This window comes from Flavobacterium foetidum, from assembly GCF_004634245.1.
Taxonomy (GTDB): domain Bacteria; phylum Bacteroidota; class Bacteroidia; order Flavobacteriales; family Flavobacteriaceae; genus Flavobacterium; species Flavobacterium foetidum.
In genome coordinates, this window is the sequence record NZ_SJTF01000006.1 from 232,297 (window position 1) to 249,332 (window position 17,036).

The window sequence follows — 17,036 nt, forward strand, 5'->3', positions numbered from 1 at the left end:
TTCGTCAAAAAACTTTCTAAAATCAAAATCCGAATACTATTTTTGTGGTAGATAAATGCCTCAAAATAAAGTCAAAAAAACGATATGACACGAGAAAATTATATTCCTTTCAACAAGGAATTCTTACTCGAGAAGCAATTAAATGCCTTTAGTGAAGACCCTCAGAAAATTGATAGTTTCAAGAAATTATTCGACATAATCGAACATTATTATCATTATGAATCTTTTAACCTCAACCGAAGTCTAAAGCAGCATTATGCACTTTATGATCCTGATTTAAGCGAAAAAGAACGCGAAGGTTTTATCGGCAAAAGCGATTTCAGCGTATTCAAGAAAACATTGCTTACTGTTCTAGAACGTGGCAATTATTACCGAATCAGCGAAGAAACTTTACAAGCGGCATTTGAAGAATCTGACTTGGTTGGTCTGGATCTTTCCATTGATTTTAATGCATTCAAAGACTACGAAATTTATGCTCGAGGCCACCACAGGGCAAAAGAAAAAGTCAAAAAGTATTTTTTCTGGAAAAAAGAAGTAGAAATCGAATATTACGATCGTGTTTTGGTTTATCTGAACTATAGCGATGCAGATTATCTAGCGGCCAAGAAAGTCAAATTAGGAAAAATGCCGATTGATCCTGGTTCTATCGCTCTGAAAATATTCAAACGCGTTCCTAAAAATGATCTTGAAACGGTTTTCCCCAACGCGGTTCCTAAAATGTCTATAAAAGACAAAATGCTGCTTTGGATTCCGGGACTTTTTGGCGGTGTTTCGCTTTTAAGTGCGAAAGTAATTCCGGCTTTGATCAATATGTATGAGGCTTACCAAACCGGAGAAACAATCGATTTGTTGAACAGCAAAACGTCTTTAAATCAGGGATTAATTGCTTTAGGAATTTTGGCGGCGTACTGCTTTCGTCAGTATAACAATTTCATAAACAAGAAGATTCGTTACTCCAAAACGCTTTCAGACAGCTTGTATTTTAAGAATGTCGGAAACAACAGCGGTGCATTTTATTCTCTTTTAAATTCTTCTGAAGAAGAAGCCTTAAAAGAAACCATTCTGGCGTACACTTTTTTGCACGAAAGCGAAAAACCGCTGACCGCAGAAGAGCTTGACAACCGAATCGAATCTTGGTTTGAGCACAACTTAAATACTATTTTGGATTTTGATGTTCACGATGCTTTGCTAAAACTAAAAAGCACTGGACTGGGCATCGAAACGAACGGAAAATGGGAAGTTATTTCGCTAGAAGAAGCTTTGGTAAAAATTGACGAATTATGGGATAATGTTTTTCAATACAATCAAGGATAAGACGATTGTATTCTTAATTTAAAAACTTTCACAAACTAAAATGAATAACCTTAAACCACATTCGATAATCATTTTTATTTTGTTTTTATCGGGAATAATAATCTCGTGGCGTGCCGAAGGTTTCAGATTCAGCCCTAGTTATAGATGGATTTATGATATTGGAATAATTTTTAAATTGCTGATAATTCCATCCGCTCTGCTGTATTCTTTTATTGTTTTGATTTTTTACATAAAGAAAGACATCAACCTAAAAATAAAATACAAATGGGGATGGCTTGCTTTGGCACTTTCTCCGATTTTGTATTTTGCAACCGTAATCACTTTTGAGTTTATTAAAAATCATACTTCTTTTTAGTTTAATGGAAAAAACGCTTTTAAATCTATTGAAGTTATGAAAATGGATCTGAGCAAAAATTAAAGAAAATTCAGTAGATTTACTGCAAACTAACTAAAAACCAAAAAGATGAAGACACTAGAACAATGGTTTGCAGAGTATGCAGTAAGCCATCAAAACCCAAAAAATAAAGCGATACATTATATTTGCGTACCAGCAATTTATTTTTCGATTGTTGGATTATTAATGAGCATTCCGAGCGGAATTATTGCCAATACACTAAAATTAAACGCTCCGATAATCGAAAACTGGGCTTTTATTACTCTGATTTTCGTCTTGATTTTCTACATCCGATTATCACTTCCGATGGCTTTAAAGATTGCTGTCTTTTCGTTTGCCTGCCTTGTCGCCAATTACTACATCAGCCATTTTTTCCCCTTATGGATGTTTTCTATTGGAGTCTTTGTTATTGCTTGGATCGGACAGTTTTACGGCCATAACATCGAGGGCAAAAAACCTTCTTTCTTAAAAGACCTTCAGTTTTTATTGATTGGTCCTGCGTGGGTTGTCGAGAATTTGTTTTCGAAAAAATAGACCGCCATGAAAGCAGCAAAAACCAGCAGAACTGCGCAATATATGGCTTTCTTTAGAGCGTTAGAAACCAGACGCCGAACCAATAAGCCTTTATTTTCGGATCCGTATGCGATACATTTTTTAGATTCTAAATTAAGACTTGCCGTCCGTTTGTCTAAATATCCTATAGCCTCGAAATACATCAGCAAGATTATACAAAAAAAGATTCCAGGTGCCTTTTCTTCGGGAGTGGCCAGAACAAAATACATCGACCAACAGCTTGATGCCGCCATTGCAGACGGAGTCAAACAAGTGATTATTTTAGGCGCTGGTTTTGATACCAGAGCAATACGGCTCGATTTTTTAAAATCGGTTCCGGTAATCGAAGTAGATCATCCCAATACTTCCGATTATAAAATGGAAACGTACAATAACCGAATTGGCTGGATGCCCGAAAATGTACGTTTCCTACAAATTGATTTCAATAAACAAAATCTCGATCAGCTGGCGGTCAAACATAATCTTGATTTTTCTAAACAAACTGCCATATTGTGGGAAGGCGTAACAAATTATCTAACTGATGAAGCGGTAAAAAACACCTTTTTGTTCATTTCCAAGTTTGCTTCTGGCAGCTATGTGATTTTTACGTATGTACACCGCAAAATTCTTCATAATCCCGAAGCTTTTTTAGGCGGTAAAAAACTATTGCAAGACTTGATAAAACTAGAAGAAAAATGGACTTTTGGTTTTACGCCCGAAGAGCTTCCTGAGTACTTAAATCAATTTGACATTAGCTTAAAAGAAGATTTGGGTGCAGCTGAATATCGTGAAAAATTCCTTCCCGAAAGAGCTGAAAAGGGTTATGAGTTTTACAGAACGGCAGTTGGAATAAAAAAATAACTCTAGCCTATTTATTGCCTAATTTAATACGAAGAAGTTATGAAATTAGATTTTAACGGAATAAAAATTGAGAATTTTGATATTTTTACCTACCGCAGGATTCGTCGTGCAATTGGGTATCTGGGCATAAGTCTGCCTGTGTTTCTGGTTATTTTGTCTTTAGTGCCTTTTTTTAAAACTCAGATACAGCCTTCAATCAGCGATTATTATTATACAAATCTGCGGGATATTTTTACAGGGACTTTGTGTGCTGTTGGTTTATTCTTAATTCGGTACAAAGGTCAAGGAAATGTTTCTATCTGGAAAAATGATAATCTGCTTACCAACATTGCTGGAATCATGGCTATTGGCGTTGCTCTAGTGCCCACCAATCCCAGCGATTTTTCGCAAAAAATCTATACCGTTATTCCGCTTACCGCACAATGGTTGGGCTGGCTTCATTACGGTTTTGCGGCAGTGCTATTTTTACTATTGGCGTTGCTTGCCATTAATGTTTTTACCATTGGTCAGGAAAATGAAACCCGCGAACCCAAAAGCATTTTAAACGAAAACAACATTTACAGAACTTGCGGCTATACTATTTTGGTCGCTGTAATTATGGTTCCCGTTGCGGCAGGCTTAAAGCTTTTTCCTTATTCTACTTTGGTTTTTGAAGCAGTCGCCCTTTTTGCATTTGGAACGGCTTGGTTGATAAAAGGACGCGCTTTGGGCGATCAAGGCGAAATCGGCAGAAAACTGTATCAGGAAAATAATCCGGTTGCTACAGAAAAGGTTTTTGAGGAGTAATGTACTGAATTTGAATGGCATATCATTTGAATATGATGCTGGCGATTGACATTTTTACTAATTCAAAAACTAAATATTATGAAAGTAACTTATTACGGCCATTCGTGTTTTTCTGTTTATGCCAACGGAAAAAATCTTCTTTTTGACCCTTTTATCTCGGAAAACCAATTGGCGAAACATATTAATATTGACGAAATAAAAGCCGATTATATTTTTATTTCGCATGCCCATTATGATCATATTCTTGATGTTGAAAGAATTGCAAAAAATACCGGAGCTAAGGTTTTGGGTAATTTTGAAATCTACAATTGGCTGCTAAAAAAAGGAATCGAAAATGCGCATCCTATAAATCCTGGCGGAAAATTCAGTTTTGATTTCGGAACCGTAAAGTGCGTGATTGCACAGCATCCGAGCAGTTTTAGCGACGGCAGTTACGGCGGCATTGCCAGCGGTTTTGTACTGACGACTCCAGACGGTAATTTTTATTACAGCGGCGATACTGCCTTAACGCTGGATATGAAACTTATACCGAAATTCACCAAAATTGATTTTGCGGTTTTCCCGATTGGCGACGGCTTAACAATGGGAATAGAAGAAGCGATTGAAGCTTCTAAACTCGTTGAGGTCACTAAAATACTGGGAGTTCACTACGATACTTTTGGTTTTATCGTAATGGATCATCAAAAAGCTTTTGATGATTTTAAAGATGCCAATTTAGCATTGTTTCTTCCAAAAATTGGAGAAACCATCGAAATCTGATTCTCTAAATATCGCTAAATATTTTCTGTTTTAGCGAAATAAAAACAGCTTAAAAATAACGGTGCATTGATTTATAATGCAATTCTCCAAAGGCATTAAAATTGTTCTTCATTTCTCAGTAATAAACCAAAAGCATCAAAACGAGAAGTCTAGATGTTATAAAAAATTATTAATTATGAGCACAAAAAAAAACAATGCTTCAAATTCGGAAACAGAATTTGCAGACCTTCCGGGACGAAAAATCGCCTACCGAAGTATCGGATCCGGTGATCCCATTATTCTAGTAAACCGTTTTAGGGGAACGATAGACACTTGGGACCCTCTGTTTTTAGACCAGCTAGCCGAAAAACACAGAGTCATTACTTTTGATTATTCGGGTATCGGATATTCTACGGGAAAACTGCCGACAGATGTCACAGAGGTTGCAAAAGACATTAAGGATCTGGCGGGTTTTCTGAAAATACAAAAAACAGCATTAATCGGCTGGTCGTACGGTGGTTTGGTCACTCAGGCCGCGACCTTATTGTTTCCCGAACTGGTTACTCAAACCGTTCTACTCGGAACAGGGCCTCCAGGAAAAAGAATTGTACCGCTGGAACAGGCTTTTCTAGATGTTGCCCTTAAACCAATAAATGATTTTGAAGATGAAATTGTTTTATTCTTTGAACCTTTATCTCAAGACAGCAAAATACAGGCAAAAGCTTCTCATGATCGCATTCATAAAAGATTGGATGTTTCTAAAATCCCTTCGACTATGGATGTTTTTCAGCTGTATTTTCAAGGCGGTGACGGAATGAGCGAAGACAAAAACAACTTTAAGGAACAGCTAAAAGCAATTAAAACACCAATTTTGGTTATTTCGGGAGATCATGATATTAGTTTTGCAATAGAAAATTGGTATCCCTTGACGAGAGAGCTGCCGACGACTCAATTTATCGTTTTGCCGCAAACAGGACATGCACCGCATCATCAGCATGTAGATTTGGTTACTGACTATATTAAAAGCTTTCTAGAAAAGACCAAACAACCTTAGCCTTCTTATGAAAACTAGTCCCTAGCCCAGACAGAAGCGGCATCCTTTTGTGGTCTCGTTTGCAAAAACAAAAAACGAGACCACAAAAGATATAGCGGATGGCTGGAACTTGCTGCTTAAAAAAAGACAAATTAGACCTTGCACTTCTTTGTCTTTTTTTTGTTTAAAATTGTATGTACTTTTTAGTGATGTAAAAGCCATTGTAATTCATAGTATAACCTTTTATTATTCGGTCATTTTATCTCTATTTTTATAGAAGACAGCGCTAATGATGAGACATAGAATCCCCACAAAACCAAAAAACAGCATTTTAGATTTATTGTTTTCCCTGATTACGCTGTTATAGCTTTCTAAAGAAACGTACGTATTATTTTTGTCTTCTAACTGTACAATCTTAGACTCGTAACCGTTGCAATATTTTTCTATCAGATTAAGATCTGGATTGGACTGCAGCTTTTTCTCAAAATCCTTAAGACTGATTTTAAACGAAATCGAGCTTCCTCTTTTGTAATTCTGAATCAAACTCTCGTAATTTTCCAAAAGCACATTATCTTTTATTTCGAAATCTACTTCGGGATAATTTTCTAAATAAATGTAAAATGTTCTTGTTTTCTTGTATTTTTCGACAAAAATATCTTCTGAAAGCACACCATTGATTTCTTTAGTTTCATTAAGTTCCAGCGTATTTTTCTGTACAAAAGCTATCGCAAAAAATAGTATTCCGATAAGCAATATTGCAACAGCGTATTTTATATTCTGTCTGCGTTCGAGCTCTTTTTTGAGTTCTGTACTTTTTTTCTTTCCGCCTCTTTTCAGCAGGTTTTTTACAGCTTCATAGTCATCAAAGTGATAGCTGTGAAGTTTGTGTCGACGCTGGTCTTTTGTAATAAACGTAAAATCTTCCCAACTTTCGTATTTACTGCTTTTTTGCTGTACGGCCCAGCCTTCAATATCGGCAAGCAAGATTGATTTTTTGACCTTTCCAAAAACGTTCCGCAATTCGATTTTAACTGAATTATAAAACAAATTTGGAGCTTGCAGTAATGAATACAAGCAAAAAAAAGAACCGCAAACGAACACAATCGGCGCGAAAAACTCATTGCATCCCAAATTTCTTTCTTCTAAAAAATTGTTCCAAAACAAAATTGCCAAAAACATAAAAAACAATATTCCGATACTGCAGATTACAATAAACGAAGTTTTCTTTCGGGCTTTTACAAGATTTTCTTTCATGCTAAGTGTTGTTTTTTGGGACTAATTTTCTGATGCTAATGTAGAAATAAAAAACAAAAAATAGTTCTCTAGCAACTTTCTTTTGCATTTAAAAGAAGCCGATTTTACAAATAGGCAAAACAGCAAAAAATACTGGAAATCAGCTAAAAAAAAAATAAGAATATAAATTTAGAGCCTATGAAAGCTGGCGCAAATTGTTTCCATAAAATAAAGTTATGCTAATAGAAGTTTTCTTAAATTAGCCCCAGCAGAAATCAGAATCTGTTTCCCAAATTAGGCGAGTTGCTAAGGACACTTTGATTGTTTCTGATGAGATAATTTATACTATAACTGGAAAAAGATATACTGGAGTAAAACATATTTAAAAAACGATAGTGAAGATTTAATAACCAATAAATATTCTTAAACATGGAAAATAATAAAGTACCCGTATTTACATTCAGCATAATTGCAATCATTTTAGGAGTGACATTGTACAAACAATTTGATTTTGAAACCCTAAAATTTGAAAATCCTATATTAGCCCTTCTTTATCTGATTGTTTTTGTGTTTTCAGTTTATGTGCTTGCCAAAAATTTCAGAAACCGTTCTAGAAAATAATTCTCAAGACATAATTCCGTTATACGGAATTCCATTATTGAACCAAATTTTTAAAAATGAAAAAAAAGCCAATAATTCTATTATTTGTATTCGCCGTCATAAACATGTTCGGTCAGACACCGGCTGTATCCAAAACCACTTCTTCAAACAGCAAACTGCCTCCTAGTGAAATGGTTACAAACAAAGCCTTAAAACCGCTTAAAAAAGTTAAGTTATACGACCAGTCAATCTTGATTTATGATTACGATGGTGCTCTTTTTTCGTACGATTTAGAATCAGAATCAATCGCCTGGACCGTAAAGGCTTCAGATGCTCCTGCCGAAATGTGTGCCAACAAAGTAACATTACAAGATGGAGTTGTGTATGTTCCGTTTATCAATGGTGAAATTTTTGCAGTAGATAATGAAACTGGCGGTATTTTCTGGAAATCAAGACTGGGTACTATAAAAGATCAAATTGTTCTAAAAGACCAAACTCCAATCATTAAAGACGGAAAACTGTATATAACAGCTCAAAACCAAAACCAAAGCAGCAATCTTTATGCTCTTGACCTAAAAGATGGCAGTTTATCTTGGAGCTTTAAATTGGATGCTGCGCAAAATGATATGCAGCCTCTGTTCTTGAACAACAAAATTTTTATTGCAAGCGCTGTCAATTTCTACAGTTTAGACGCAAAAACCGGACAAATCCTGAGTCAAAAAACTTTTGAGGAAACCATTACTGGAAAACCTGTAACAGATGGCGAAAATCTCTTTATAGCAAGCGAAAAAAACAGTCTTTACGCCTTAAGCTCTGATAAACTGGACGTTTTATGGCAGTTTAAGTTTGATGAAAATCAGAACAATGTGAAGGAACGCATTGTATGCAAAGACAAAAAAATCTATTTTGGCACTCAAGGTTCGCAAGGCAGTTCGGTCTATGCTGTTGATGCCAATACAGGAACACAACAATGGAAAGTCGATTTTAAGGACGACAACATCGAATACATTACGGAGGAAGTCAATAACATATGGGGCTATACCCGCAAGAAAAAACTTTTTCAGTTGGATTTTAACGGCGAAACAGTATTCGAAGCAAAGCTGACAACCCTTCCAGTATCCAACTTTGAATTTCCTGCTGATGATAACTTATTGTACTATTATTGCGATGCCGGTTTAATTCAGTTTGATTTAACTGAAAAAGACGAAAACGTCTATTATATGCGAACTTCTCTTAAAGATGATGTCTATAGCGCTTATTTGAAGATTATTCGATAAAATAGAAAAGCCTGAAGATTTAAATTTTCAGGCTTTTCTATTTTAATAGTGACCTTGACGGTACAGAATTCCAACCGCTTAATGGAAGATTTGAAGATTTTGGTTAATATTTAAATGTTTAGATTCTACTATTTTCTCTTTCATTTATTTCTTCAATTGCACTTTGGATAAAATATTTTAAATCATTACTTCTTGTTTTTTTAAACTCTGCTTCCAATGTTTCTAATGACTTTATTGTTCCAGTAGATCTAAGGGTTGCACAAATCATACCTTTAGTGTGCTGATCACTAGTCTTTAATTTTAGTATTAAAATTTCTTCTAAATCTTTGTGCTCTGAGTTTTGCAATGCGTCAAGTGCGTCAATCCTATTCTGATATGTTCCATTTAATAGTAATTGTTTAAGATAGTCAATATTCAGAGTGGCAGGTTTTCTCAACTTTTTAAGCCTGCTTAAAACAGTTGTTATTACTTTTTCTTCGTCAGTTTTTTTAAGTTCTGAAATCAAAAAATCAAAAAGTTTATAATCTTTACAGTTTACACATAAACTGCTTAAACATCTTAAAACGTATTGTTTATATTGAAAAAAATCTTTGTCTTTGAGTAATTCTATGAGTTCCGGTTTTAAGTTTATATCACTTAATTCATCAGAAATCCTATAAGCATACCAACTAGGAAAATCTTTGCTCTCAAAAGATTGATCTCGTTTCTGCCTTTTAATTATGTTATTTGAAATAGGTTTGTTATTTCCCATTTCTATAATCAAAGTCTTTAACTCAGAGTTCTTTAATCTAGCTATTAGATTTTCTTTATCTTCCTTAACTTTTTCATCTAAACTTTTAAATAGTCCAAATAACATACGCTTTTTGATAATATTTCTGATTTTAACCACTTAAACCAATGAGTTTCTCAATGGATTTAAGTAATCCAGTTGTTTCTCTTCAAACAATTCTTCTAATGCCTCACAGCCATACTCAATTTTATAATCTCTTTCTACTTGTGTAATCGGAATAAGCCAATAACAATGAATTACCTTTTCTTCAAATTGAAAAATTTCTAGATTATCTCCGTCAAGATAGGGTAATGAAATAAATGCATGGTCACAAATAGAATTTTCAAGCCAAGGCCTTCCAATATTTGAGGTATGATGAATATTAAATGGTGTCAATCTGTGATGAGAAGCATGGACAGTCAATAATTCAACCAAAGAATTATCTTGTCTTGGAGAATAAATAACTAACTCGATTAAGTTATCATCCATTAAATCGGCTGACATTCCAACAGTACAATATGTCCACATGTTGTGAATATTATTTGGAGCAAATTCTAAAACGAAGAACTCAGGATGGGTTTTCCATGTAGGACCTATTTCCCATTTCATTTTTTTTCCAACAATTCCAAAATAGGAATTGTAGTGATCGGTTAATTTCGTAGAATAATTCTTTTGCATTAGCTTTTTATAATGAAACAGAGTCAATTTTTGACAAAGTGAACTTAATAACTTTATCTTCAATATGCAAATAATAATGTTGTTTTAGAAATTTGGAGACTTGATGGAGTTCGAACCAAAATTTGCCGTAAACACTGATATTGAAAAAAAATAAAATTTTAGAAAATAATTTTCGAACCAAAAAAAGCCTGCAAAATATATACTTTGCAGGCTTTCATTTTTTCGTAGTGACCCCGGAGGGGTTCGAACCCCCAACCCTCAGAGCCGAAATCTGATATTCTATCCAGTTGAACTACGAGGTCAAAAATATTTAAATTTCAATTTTTTAAATCCCAAATTCCAAAGCGAAACTTGGAATTTGGAATTTATATATTGAGTTTTCCAATTTGGAATTTGGATTTTCTTTATTGGAATTTAAAAATTACGAAAGTAATTTTTTTACAATTGTAGAAATGGTTTTTCCTTCAGCGGTTCCGCCCAATTGTGCAGATGCTAATCCCATCACTTTACCCATTGAAGCAATTCCAGAAGCTCCTGTTTCTGCAATGATTTTAGCAATTACAGCCTCTACTTCTTCTTCGCTTAATTGTGCTGGTAAAAACTTCTCGATTACAGCAACTTGTGCCAATTCTGGCTCTGCCAAGTCTGGACGATTTTGTTCGGTAAAGATTCTTGCGCTTTCTTTACGCGTTTTTACCAATTTCTGTAGCAATTTTATTTCTTCGTCTTCCGATAAATCTTCCTTAGAACCAGAAGCAGTCGCTGCCAGCAATAATTCTGATTTAATAGCTCTTAAAGCTTCTAATGCAACGGTATCTTTAGCTTTCATGGCGTTTTTAATTTCGTCCATGATCTTTGTTTGTAAACTCATGTATACTTTATTTTAATAAGCCCAGCTTATAAATTAATATGAAGTCCTTTTCTTTTTCTACCAAAAAGCAGAATCCTTAATTTGTCAGGTTAGATAAAAAGTTTTTTGACTCTATTACGAAAGACAATATTTTATTCAAATAGTATTTAAAAAGTCAAATTCTGAAATTCTGTGCGAAGATAAAAAAAATAACCCGAAAATTAAATGCAATTTTCGGGTTGTCTTAATTTTATATTTTTAAGACTAATCTACATTGTCATGCAAAAAAGAATTGTTTGAACGCAGTTGCAAATCGTTATTACTGTCTGTTCCGACAGAAATTCTTGAATTGGTATTATTTGAATGCGAATTAGACAAATCGATTCCTAGTCTCTTATAAGCTGGCTCTTTTTCCAACTCATCGATTCTAGAAACGTTGTTGTGGAATTTATAATTAAACTCTTTTAGCTTCTTTCTTCTTTCTTCCGCTCTTAAACGAAGTGTTTCCTCAATAGTCAATTCCATCGGAGAAACTTCTGAAGTTGTTGTAAAATCCTGCTGGCTTGCAAAATCAACTCTTGGCTTCAAAGTAATGTTCAATTCCTCTGGAATTACTTCTTCTACCACTTTTTCAGCAGGTTTAGAAGCGATTAATTCGTTTTCAACCTCCATATATTCCTCAAGAGAATAACGAACAACTCCGTTTTCTGCTACCTCTGTAACAGGAACAAATTGTACTGGATCGTTTACTTTGATCTCGCGAGTTTCGTTTGTCAATTCAAACAAAATTCTGTTATCTTCAACAACTGGCTCTTTTCTTATAGGCTCTTGTTTAAACAAAGGCAAATCAAAAGAGAAAGTGGTTTGTTCTTCTTTTTCAAACACTCTCTGCTGTTGCTGTACTGGTTGCGTTTCTTGAGCAATTGGTTTCTCTGGTGAAGTAATCGTAAAATCGATATCCGTAATCGGCGAAACGATTTCAAAGGTTACATCCAGATTTTTGATGAACTCAGACATCACTACCAACTCTTCCTGATTGATTGCTGGAGCAACAGCAGTTGGTTGAGGTGTAGCAGTAGCCGTAAACGGTTCTGTATCGTCTGTTAATTCAAAAACAATCTTTTCTTCAGCTTTTGCAGTAGGCGTATCAGTAGTTAAGTCAAAAGAAGTAATTGGTCGGTTTGTCAGGTTATGAACACTTCTCTGCTCATCCTCCAATGTATGAATTATTTTCTTAGGCTCTGTATTAACGATTTCATTTTGCTGTTCAACATCAAAACCAGTTGCAATAATAGTTACAGCGATAGCCTCACCAAGAGTTTCGTCTTCACCAACTCCCATGATGATGTTTGCATTGTAACCTGCCTCAGCTTGGATGTGATCGTTAATTTCTCCGATTTCGTCAAGAGTAATCTCGTTAGTTCCAGAAACGATAAGCAACAATACGTTTTTGGCACCTGTAATTTTGTTATCATTCAACAACGGAGAATCCAAAGCAGAAACAATTGCATCTTTTGCTCTGTTTTCGCCAGCTGCCACAGAAGATCCCATGATAGCTGTTCCACTGTTTGCTAAAACAGTTTTGGCATCACGTAAATCGATATTTTGAGTATAGTGGTGCGTGATTACTTCGGCAATACCTCTTGAGGCTGTTGCCAAAACTTCATCTGCCTTAGAGAATCCAGCTTTAAAACCTAGATTTCCATATACTTCTCTTAATTTATTATTATTGATTACAATTAGCGAATCTACTTGCTTGCGCAGTTTCTCGATTCCAAGAATTGCTTGCTCCTGACGCACTTTTCCTTCAAACTGAAACGGAATCGTCACGATACCAACTGTTAATATTTCTCTTTCTTTAGCCAATTGAGCAATCACCGGTGCAGCACCTGTACCAGTTCCTCCACCCATTCCGGCAGTAATAAATACCATTTTAGTATTTCTGTCCAGCATTTTTTCAATATCTGAAATGCTTTCTATAGCCGACTGCTGCCCAACATCAGGATTTGCTCCTGCTCCAAGACCTTCAGTTAGATTTACTCCTAACTGAATTTTATTTGGAACTGAGCTATTTTGAAGCGCCTGTGAATCGGTATTACAAACGATAAAATCAACGCCTTTAATACCTTGCTTGAACATGTGGTTGATTGCGTTGCTTCCGCCCCCTCCTACACCTATTACTTTGATAACATTTGATTGATTTTTTGGTAAATCAAATGAAATACTTCCAAATTCTGAGTTGCTCATCATCTTTTTGGTTTTTGAAATTCTTATTTATACATTTTTTACTTCTTGACTTGGGGCAAAAAGTAATTTCCTTTTCTTACTTATTCTGCGTTGTCTAAAAATTCTTTGATTTTGTCGACATAACGATCAAAAAATGATCTTCTTATTTTTGTTTCCGTAGATTCTGTTTTTGCGGCTTTGGCAACAGTCTCTCTCGGCTGTTCGATGATTTCTTCTTTCTCAACGTAATTTTCTTCTACTTCGTATCGCTGCACTTGCGGAGTTGGAGCATTTTTATAAACCACTTTTGTTTGCTCGTTTACTAATTCCATTCTCACAGCACTTTGCGAACTGTTCTGAATACTGTTCATCACCAATCCTACAGCTGTAGCGAACAACGGACTAGAAATTTCTTCTCCGGAGTTTCCTGCCAGATGCTCGTTCGGATAACCAATTCTAGTATCCATACCGGTAATGTATTCTACTAATTGCTTGATGTGCTTTAATTGAGCACCTCCACCTGTCAGAACAATTCCTGCGATTAATTTTTTGCGTGGATCCTCGTGACCATAAGCTTTAATCTCAGCAAAAACCTGTTCTACAATTTCCACTACTCTTGCATGGATAATTTTAGACAAGTTTTTAAGCGAAATTTCTTTTGGCTCTCTACCTCTTAAACCAGGAATAGAAACAATTTCATTGTCTTTATTCTCTCCCGGCCAAGCCGATCCGAATTTGATTTTTAAAAGCTCAGCTTGTTTTTCAATAATCGAGCATCCCTCTTTAATATCGTCTGTAATCACATTCCCTCCAAACGGAATTACAGCTGTATGACGAATGATGCCATCCTTGAAAATAGCCAAATCTGTCGTTCCGCCTCCAATATCGATAAGCGCCACACCAGCCTCTTTTTCTTCTTGACTCAAAACAGCATCTGCTGAAGCCAACGGCTCCAATGTCAGTCCAGACAATTCAATTCCTGAACTTTGTATACATCTTCCAACATTTCTGATAGATGATGCCTGCCCGACTACCACGTGAAAACTAGATTCTAATCTTCCACCGTACATTCCAATCGGCTCCTTAATCTCAGACTGTCCGTCGATTTTAAATTCCTGTGGCAAAACGTGAATGATTTCTTCACCCGGAAGCATCGCCAGTTTGTTTACCTGATCGATTAAAAGCTGGATATCATTTTCCCCGATTACTTCCTCTGGATTACTACGGCTGATGTAATCTGTATGCTGAATACTTCTGATGTGTTGTCCGGCAATGCCCACCACCACATCTTTGATTTTATAACCTGAATTATTTTCTGCTTCGATTATAGCCTGCTGAATCGACTGAATCGTCTGCGTAATGTTGTTTACAACACCTCTGGCAACACCCAAACTTTTGGATTTGCCGATGCCCAAAATCTCCAACTTACCATACTCATTTTTCTTGCCAATCATGGCAACGATTTTGGTTGTTCCAATATCTAGACCTACTGCAATATTATCTTTTTCCATTTTCTATTATTTAGTGCAAACTACTTGTTCCGTAAACCTAAGGTCAATTTTTTTGTATTTGTATAACGTACTATCTAAAACTGCTTTCTGAAAAAACGCTTTATAGTTTCTAAATTTCTTATCAACATTCATCGTTCTGCCGAAATCTATGTAATAATCATAGTTTCGATTAAACATTTTTAGGCTGCCATTAGGCATAATTTGAATCGCAATGATGTTTTTTTTCAAAAACGCATCGTCATAAATTGTGCGGAATAATGCAGCTAAATCTTCGTTATTTTTTTTATTAATTGCCCCTGAAACAAGAGGAACTCTCGCAGTGAAATTGTCAGACAAAGGCATTTTATTTCCCTCGTAGTCAATATAAAACGAAGAACCGCCGTCATAAACTCTTGCTATGGGCGTCTTCTGTTTTACTTCTGCTTTTAGAACGCCATCAATACTTACAAAAACATTTGACTTTTCAATCATGTCTTGTTCATCGAGGGTTTTCTCTATCTTATTCAAATCTACTTCATCTTTTCTAATACTGGAAGCGTCTGTTTTATTTTCTATCAACAATTTATTAACCGTTTCTGGCTTCACAAAAAGCGTATTTTCCCCTACAAAAACGACCATCGATTTTCTCAGTTTTCGGTCTCCGTTTCGATGCTGCGCAAACGAATACAAGAACAAAACCAGTCCGAAAATAAGTACTAAACGAATATTTGTCCAATTAAATACTTTCATTTAAAATCTTTTTAATTGAAGGAACCATCTCTCCTAAATCACCAGCTCCAATTGTCACAATTATCGGCGCATCACTGGCTTTGATTTCTGCCAATAAATCTTCTTTTGAAACAATTTTCTTGTTCGAATTTGTCATTTTCCCTAACAGCCATTCTGAAGTTACGCCCTCCATCGGAAGTTCTCGTGCAGGATAAATTTCCATCAGAAAAACTTCATCAAATTGCGACAAACTTGACGAGAATCCGTCTACAAAATCTTTTGTTCTGCTAAACAAATGTGGCTGAAAAACAGCCAGAACCTTACGCCCTGGATACAACTCTCTAACTGCGTGATGAACAGCATTTATTTCGGTTGGATGATGCGCATAATCATCAATATATACTAAATTTTCAGTTTTAATCTGATACGAAAAACGTCTTCTGATTCCGTTAAACGAAGCAAGAGCTTTTGCGATAGAATCGGTCTCGATTCCGTAGGTTTTTGCCATTGCAAGAGCCATCAAACCATTCATCAAATTATGCTTTCCAGGCAATCCGAAACGCAAGTCTTTCATAATTTCTGACGGTGTCTGAACATCAAAAACGTATGCTCCGTCTTCTATTCGAACATTAAAAGCCTTATATACAGCATCTTCATTTACAGCACATTGAATTCCATCCAAAGGCAATTCTTTGGTAATGAAAAGTTTGTTCTTGTCTTCTACTTTTGAAGCAAACTCTCTGAAAGAAGCTTCGATTGCATCGCTCGTGCCATAGATATCCAAATGATCGGCATCCATAGAAGTCACACAAGCAATATCCGGATGCAGATGAAGGAAGGAACGGTCAAACTCATCTGCTTCTACAACCGTAACCGTTTTACCGCTTCCTATAAGGTTTGAGTTGTAATTCTCTACGATTCCACCTATAAAAGCCGTTACATCTACACCGCTCTGAAACAAAATATGCCCCAAAATGCTTGATGTAGTGGTTTTACCATGTGTTCCGGCAACTGCAAAGCAAAAGGTATCTTTTGTGATAATCCCTAAAACTTCAGCGCGTTTTTTAACTTCATAGTGTCTTTCTATAAAGAAATTCCATTCGGAATGTGTTTTAGGAACGGCTGGAGTAAAAATCACCAGCGTATTTTCTACGTAATAATCTTTCGGAATTAAATTGATATCGTCTTCAAAATGAATGTCAATACCACTCTCTATCAATTCTGCAGTCAGCATAGAAGGCGTTTTATCGTAACCTGAAACCTGTTTTCCTATAAATTTGAAATAACGGGCCAAAGCACTCATACCGATGCCTCCAATACCAATGAAATAGACGTTTTGTATTTGATTTAAATTCATTTTTAATACTAATTTTTCAGACTTGTTTCTAATCTCTTTTTCGTAAGAAACTAGTTATTAAACCTTTATGTTTATATAGTTTACCATCAGCCTAAATTGCCTAAAATAGGCTACTCATTTAGTTTTGACGTTGTATAATTTTCATAATA

At 35.5% G+C, this 17,036-nt stretch carries 17 protein-coding genes and 1 tRNA gene; 9 read left to right on the top strand and 9 right to left on the bottom strand.

Annotation, left to right across the window (positions count from 1 at the left end; genetic code table 11):
- Positions 1–84 precede the first annotated feature (84 nt).
- The 7 genes from E0W73_RS10155 to E0W73_RS10185 all read left to right on the top strand — a co-directional run bounded on the left by E0W73_RS10155 (position 85) and on the right by E0W73_RS10185 (position 5,699).
- On the top strand, positions 85–1,314 hold the full coding sequence (locus tag E0W73_RS10155; RefSeq protein ID WP_135221962.1) for a TMEM143 family protein: 1,230 nt from the start codon (positions 85–87) through the stop codon (positions 1,312–1,314).
- 40 nt (positions 1,315–1,354) lie between these two features.
- Positions 1,355–1,669 (top strand): hypothetical protein, encoded by a 315-nt coding sequence (locus tag E0W73_RS10160; protein ID WP_135221963.1) that lies wholly within the window; start codon positions 1,355–1,357, stop codon positions 1,667–1,669.
- Between the two features lie 108 nt (positions 1,670–1,777).
- Positions 1,778–2,242, top strand: coding sequence for an Mpo1 family 2-hydroxy fatty acid dioxygenase (locus E0W73_RS10165; RefSeq protein ID WP_135221964.1), 465 nt, complete (start codon positions 1,778–1,780; stop codon positions 2,240–2,242).
- A gap of 6 nt (positions 2,243–2,248) precedes the next feature.
- The gene (locus E0W73_RS10170) at positions 2,249–3,121 is read left to right on the top strand and encodes a class I SAM-dependent methyltransferase (RefSeq protein ID WP_135221965.1); all 873 of its coding nucleotides are present in this window, start codon (positions 2,249–2,251) and stop codon (positions 3,119–3,121) included.
- A gap of 39 nt (positions 3,122–3,160) precedes the next feature.
- Positions 3,161–3,907, top strand: coding sequence for a hypothetical protein (locus E0W73_RS10175; RefSeq protein ID WP_135221966.1), 747 nt, complete (start codon positions 3,161–3,163; stop codon positions 3,905–3,907).
- A 78-nt stretch (positions 3,908–3,985) separates the two neighbouring features.
- Positions 3,986–4,666 carry a metal-dependent hydrolase gene (locus E0W73_RS10180; RefSeq protein WP_135221967.1) on the top strand — a complete coding sequence of 227 codons (681 nt, stop codon included), beginning with the start codon at positions 3,986–3,988 and terminating at the stop codon, positions 4,664–4,666.
- 175 nt (positions 4,667–4,841) lie between these two features.
- Positions 4,842–5,699: an alpha/beta fold hydrolase gene (locus E0W73_RS10185; RefSeq protein WP_135221968.1), complete on the top strand. Its 858-nt coding sequence runs from the start codon at positions 4,842–4,844 to the stop codon at positions 5,697–5,699.
- A 225-nt stretch (positions 5,700–5,924) separates the two neighbouring features.
- On the opposite strand, the gene E0W73_RS10190 is transcribed toward E0W73_RS10185, so the two are convergent.
- Positions 5,925–6,932 (bottom strand): hypothetical protein, encoded by a 1,008-nt coding sequence (locus tag E0W73_RS10190; protein ID WP_135221969.1) that lies wholly within the window; start codon positions 6,930–6,932, stop codon positions 5,925–5,927.
- Between the two features lie 408 nt (positions 6,933–7,340).
- Here E0W73_RS10190 and E0W73_RS10195 point away from each other — a divergent pair, with 408 nt between their 5' ends.
- Together E0W73_RS10195 and E0W73_RS10200 are read left to right on the top strand one after the other, a co-directional pair.
- Positions 7,341–7,532, top strand: a complete 192-nt coding sequence (locus E0W73_RS10195; protein ID WP_135221970.1) for a hypothetical protein — start codon at positions 7,341–7,343, stop codon at positions 7,530–7,532.
- Positions 7,533–7,588: 56 nt separating this feature from the next.
- Complete coding sequence (locus tag E0W73_RS10200) at positions 7,589–8,788, top strand: outer membrane protein assembly factor BamB family protein (RefSeq protein WP_135221971.1); 1,200 nt, start codon at positions 7,589–7,591, stop codon at positions 8,786–8,788.
- Between the two features lie 118 nt (positions 8,789–8,906).
- On the opposite strand, the gene E0W73_RS10205 is transcribed toward E0W73_RS10200, so the two are convergent.
- The 8 genes from E0W73_RS10205 to murC form a co-directional block, all read right to left on the bottom strand.
- Complete coding sequence (locus E0W73_RS10205) at positions 8,907–9,644, bottom strand: hypothetical protein (RefSeq protein WP_135221972.1); 738 nt, start codon at positions 9,642–9,644, stop codon at positions 8,907–8,909.
- Positions 9,645–9,677: 33 nt separating this feature from the next.
- On the bottom strand, positions 9,678–10,235 hold the full coding sequence (locus tag E0W73_RS10210) for a suppressor of fused domain protein (protein WP_135221973.1): 558 nt from the start codon (positions 10,233–10,235) through the stop codon (positions 9,678–9,680).
- Positions 10,236–10,463: 228 nt separating this feature from the next.
- A tRNA-Arg gene (locus E0W73_RS10215) sits at positions 10,464–10,537 on the bottom strand.
- Positions 10,538–10,656: 119 nt separating this feature from the next.
- Positions 10,657–11,106: a GatB/YqeY domain-containing protein gene (locus E0W73_RS10220; protein WP_135221974.1), complete on the bottom strand. Its 450-nt coding sequence runs from the start codon at positions 11,104–11,106 to the stop codon at positions 10,657–10,659.
- A 243-nt stretch (positions 11,107–11,349) separates the two neighbouring features.
- Positions 11,350–13,335 (bottom strand): cell division protein FtsZ, encoded by a 1,986-nt coding sequence (gene ftsZ / locus E0W73_RS10225; protein WP_135221975.1) that lies wholly within the window; start codon positions 13,333–13,335, stop codon positions 11,350–11,352.
- Positions 13,336–13,412: 77 nt separating this feature from the next.
- Positions 13,413–14,822, bottom strand: a complete 1,410-nt coding sequence (gene ftsA / locus E0W73_RS10230; protein WP_135221976.1) for a cell division protein FtsA — start codon at positions 14,820–14,822, stop codon at positions 13,413–13,415.
- Between the two features lie 6 nt (positions 14,823–14,828).
- Positions 14,829–15,551 carry a cell division protein FtsQ/DivIB gene (locus tag E0W73_RS10235; protein WP_135221977.1) on the bottom strand — a complete coding sequence of 241 codons (723 nt, stop codon included), beginning with the start codon at positions 15,549–15,551 and terminating at the stop codon, positions 14,829–14,831.
- Complete coding sequence (gene murC, locus E0W73_RS10240) at positions 15,538–16,887, bottom strand: UDP-N-acetylmuramate--L-alanine ligase (protein ID WP_135221978.1); 1,350 nt, start codon at positions 16,885–16,887, stop codon at positions 15,538–15,540. The genes E0W73_RS10235 and murC overlap by 14 nt, the downstream gene beginning before the upstream one ends.
- Positions 16,888–17,036: the final 149 nt, after the last annotated feature.

What these genes read in the sequence shown, in the direction of transcription:
- E0W73_RS10155 (WP_135221962.1), top strand. Translation starts at nt 85, where the DNA reads ATGACACGAGAAAATTATATTCCTTTCAACAAGGAATTCTTACTCGAG.
- E0W73_RS10160 (WP_135221963.1), top strand. Translation starts at nt 1,355, where the DNA reads ATGAATAACCTTAAACCACATTCGATAATCATTTTTATTTTGTTTTTA.
- E0W73_RS10165 (WP_135221964.1), top strand. Translation starts at nt 1,778, where the DNA reads ATGAAGACACTAGAACAATGGTTTGCAGAGTATGCAGTAAGCCATCAA.
- E0W73_RS10170 (WP_135221965.1), top strand. Translation starts at nt 2,249, where the DNA reads ATGAAAGCAGCAAAAACCAGCAGAACTGCGCAATATATGGCTTTCTTT.
- E0W73_RS10175 (WP_135221966.1), top strand. Translation starts at nt 3,161, where the DNA reads ATGAAATTAGATTTTAACGGAATAAAAATTGAGAATTTTGATATTTTT.
- E0W73_RS10180 (WP_135221967.1), top strand. Translation starts at nt 3,986, where the DNA reads ATGAAAGTAACTTATTACGGCCATTCGTGTTTTTCTGTTTATGCCAAC.
- E0W73_RS10185 (WP_135221968.1), top strand. Translation starts at nt 4,842, where the DNA reads ATGAGCACAAAAAAAAACAATGCTTCAAATTCGGAAACAGAATTTGCA.
- E0W73_RS10190 (WP_135221969.1), bottom strand. Translation starts at nt 6,932, where the DNA reads ATGAAAGAAAATCTTGTAAAAGCCCGAAAGAAAACTTCGTTTATTGTA.
- E0W73_RS10195 (WP_135221970.1), top strand. Translation starts at nt 7,341, where the DNA reads ATGGAAAATAATAAAGTACCCGTATTTACATTCAGCATAATTGCAATC.
- E0W73_RS10200 (WP_135221971.1), top strand. Translation starts at nt 7,589, where the DNA reads ATGAAAAAAAAGCCAATAATTCTATTATTTGTATTCGCCGTCATAAAC.
- E0W73_RS10205 (WP_135221972.1), bottom strand. Translation starts at nt 9,644, where the DNA reads ATGTTATTTGGACTATTTAAAAGTTTAGATGAAAAAGTTAAGGAAGAT.
- E0W73_RS10210 (WP_135221973.1), bottom strand. Translation starts at nt 10,235, where the DNA reads ATGCAAAAGAATTATTCTACGAAATTAACCGATCACTACAATTCCTAT.
- E0W73_RS10220 (WP_135221974.1), bottom strand. Translation starts at nt 11,106, where the DNA reads ATGAGTTTACAAACAAAGATCATGGACGAAATTAAAAACGCCATGAAA.
- ftsZ (WP_135221975.1), bottom strand. Translation starts at nt 13,335, where the DNA reads ATGATGAGCAACTCAGAATTTGGAAGTATTTCATTTGATTTACCAAAA.
- ftsA (WP_135221976.1), bottom strand. Translation starts at nt 14,822, where the DNA reads ATGGAAAAAGATAATATTGCAGTAGGTCTAGATATTGGAACAACCAAA.
- E0W73_RS10235 (WP_135221977.1), bottom strand. Translation starts at nt 15,551, where the DNA reads ATGAAAGTATTTAATTGGACAAATATTCGTTTAGTACTTATTTTCGGA.
- murC (WP_135221978.1), bottom strand. Translation starts at nt 16,887, where the DNA reads ATGAATTTAAATCAAATACAAAACGTCTATTTCATTGGTATTGGAGGC.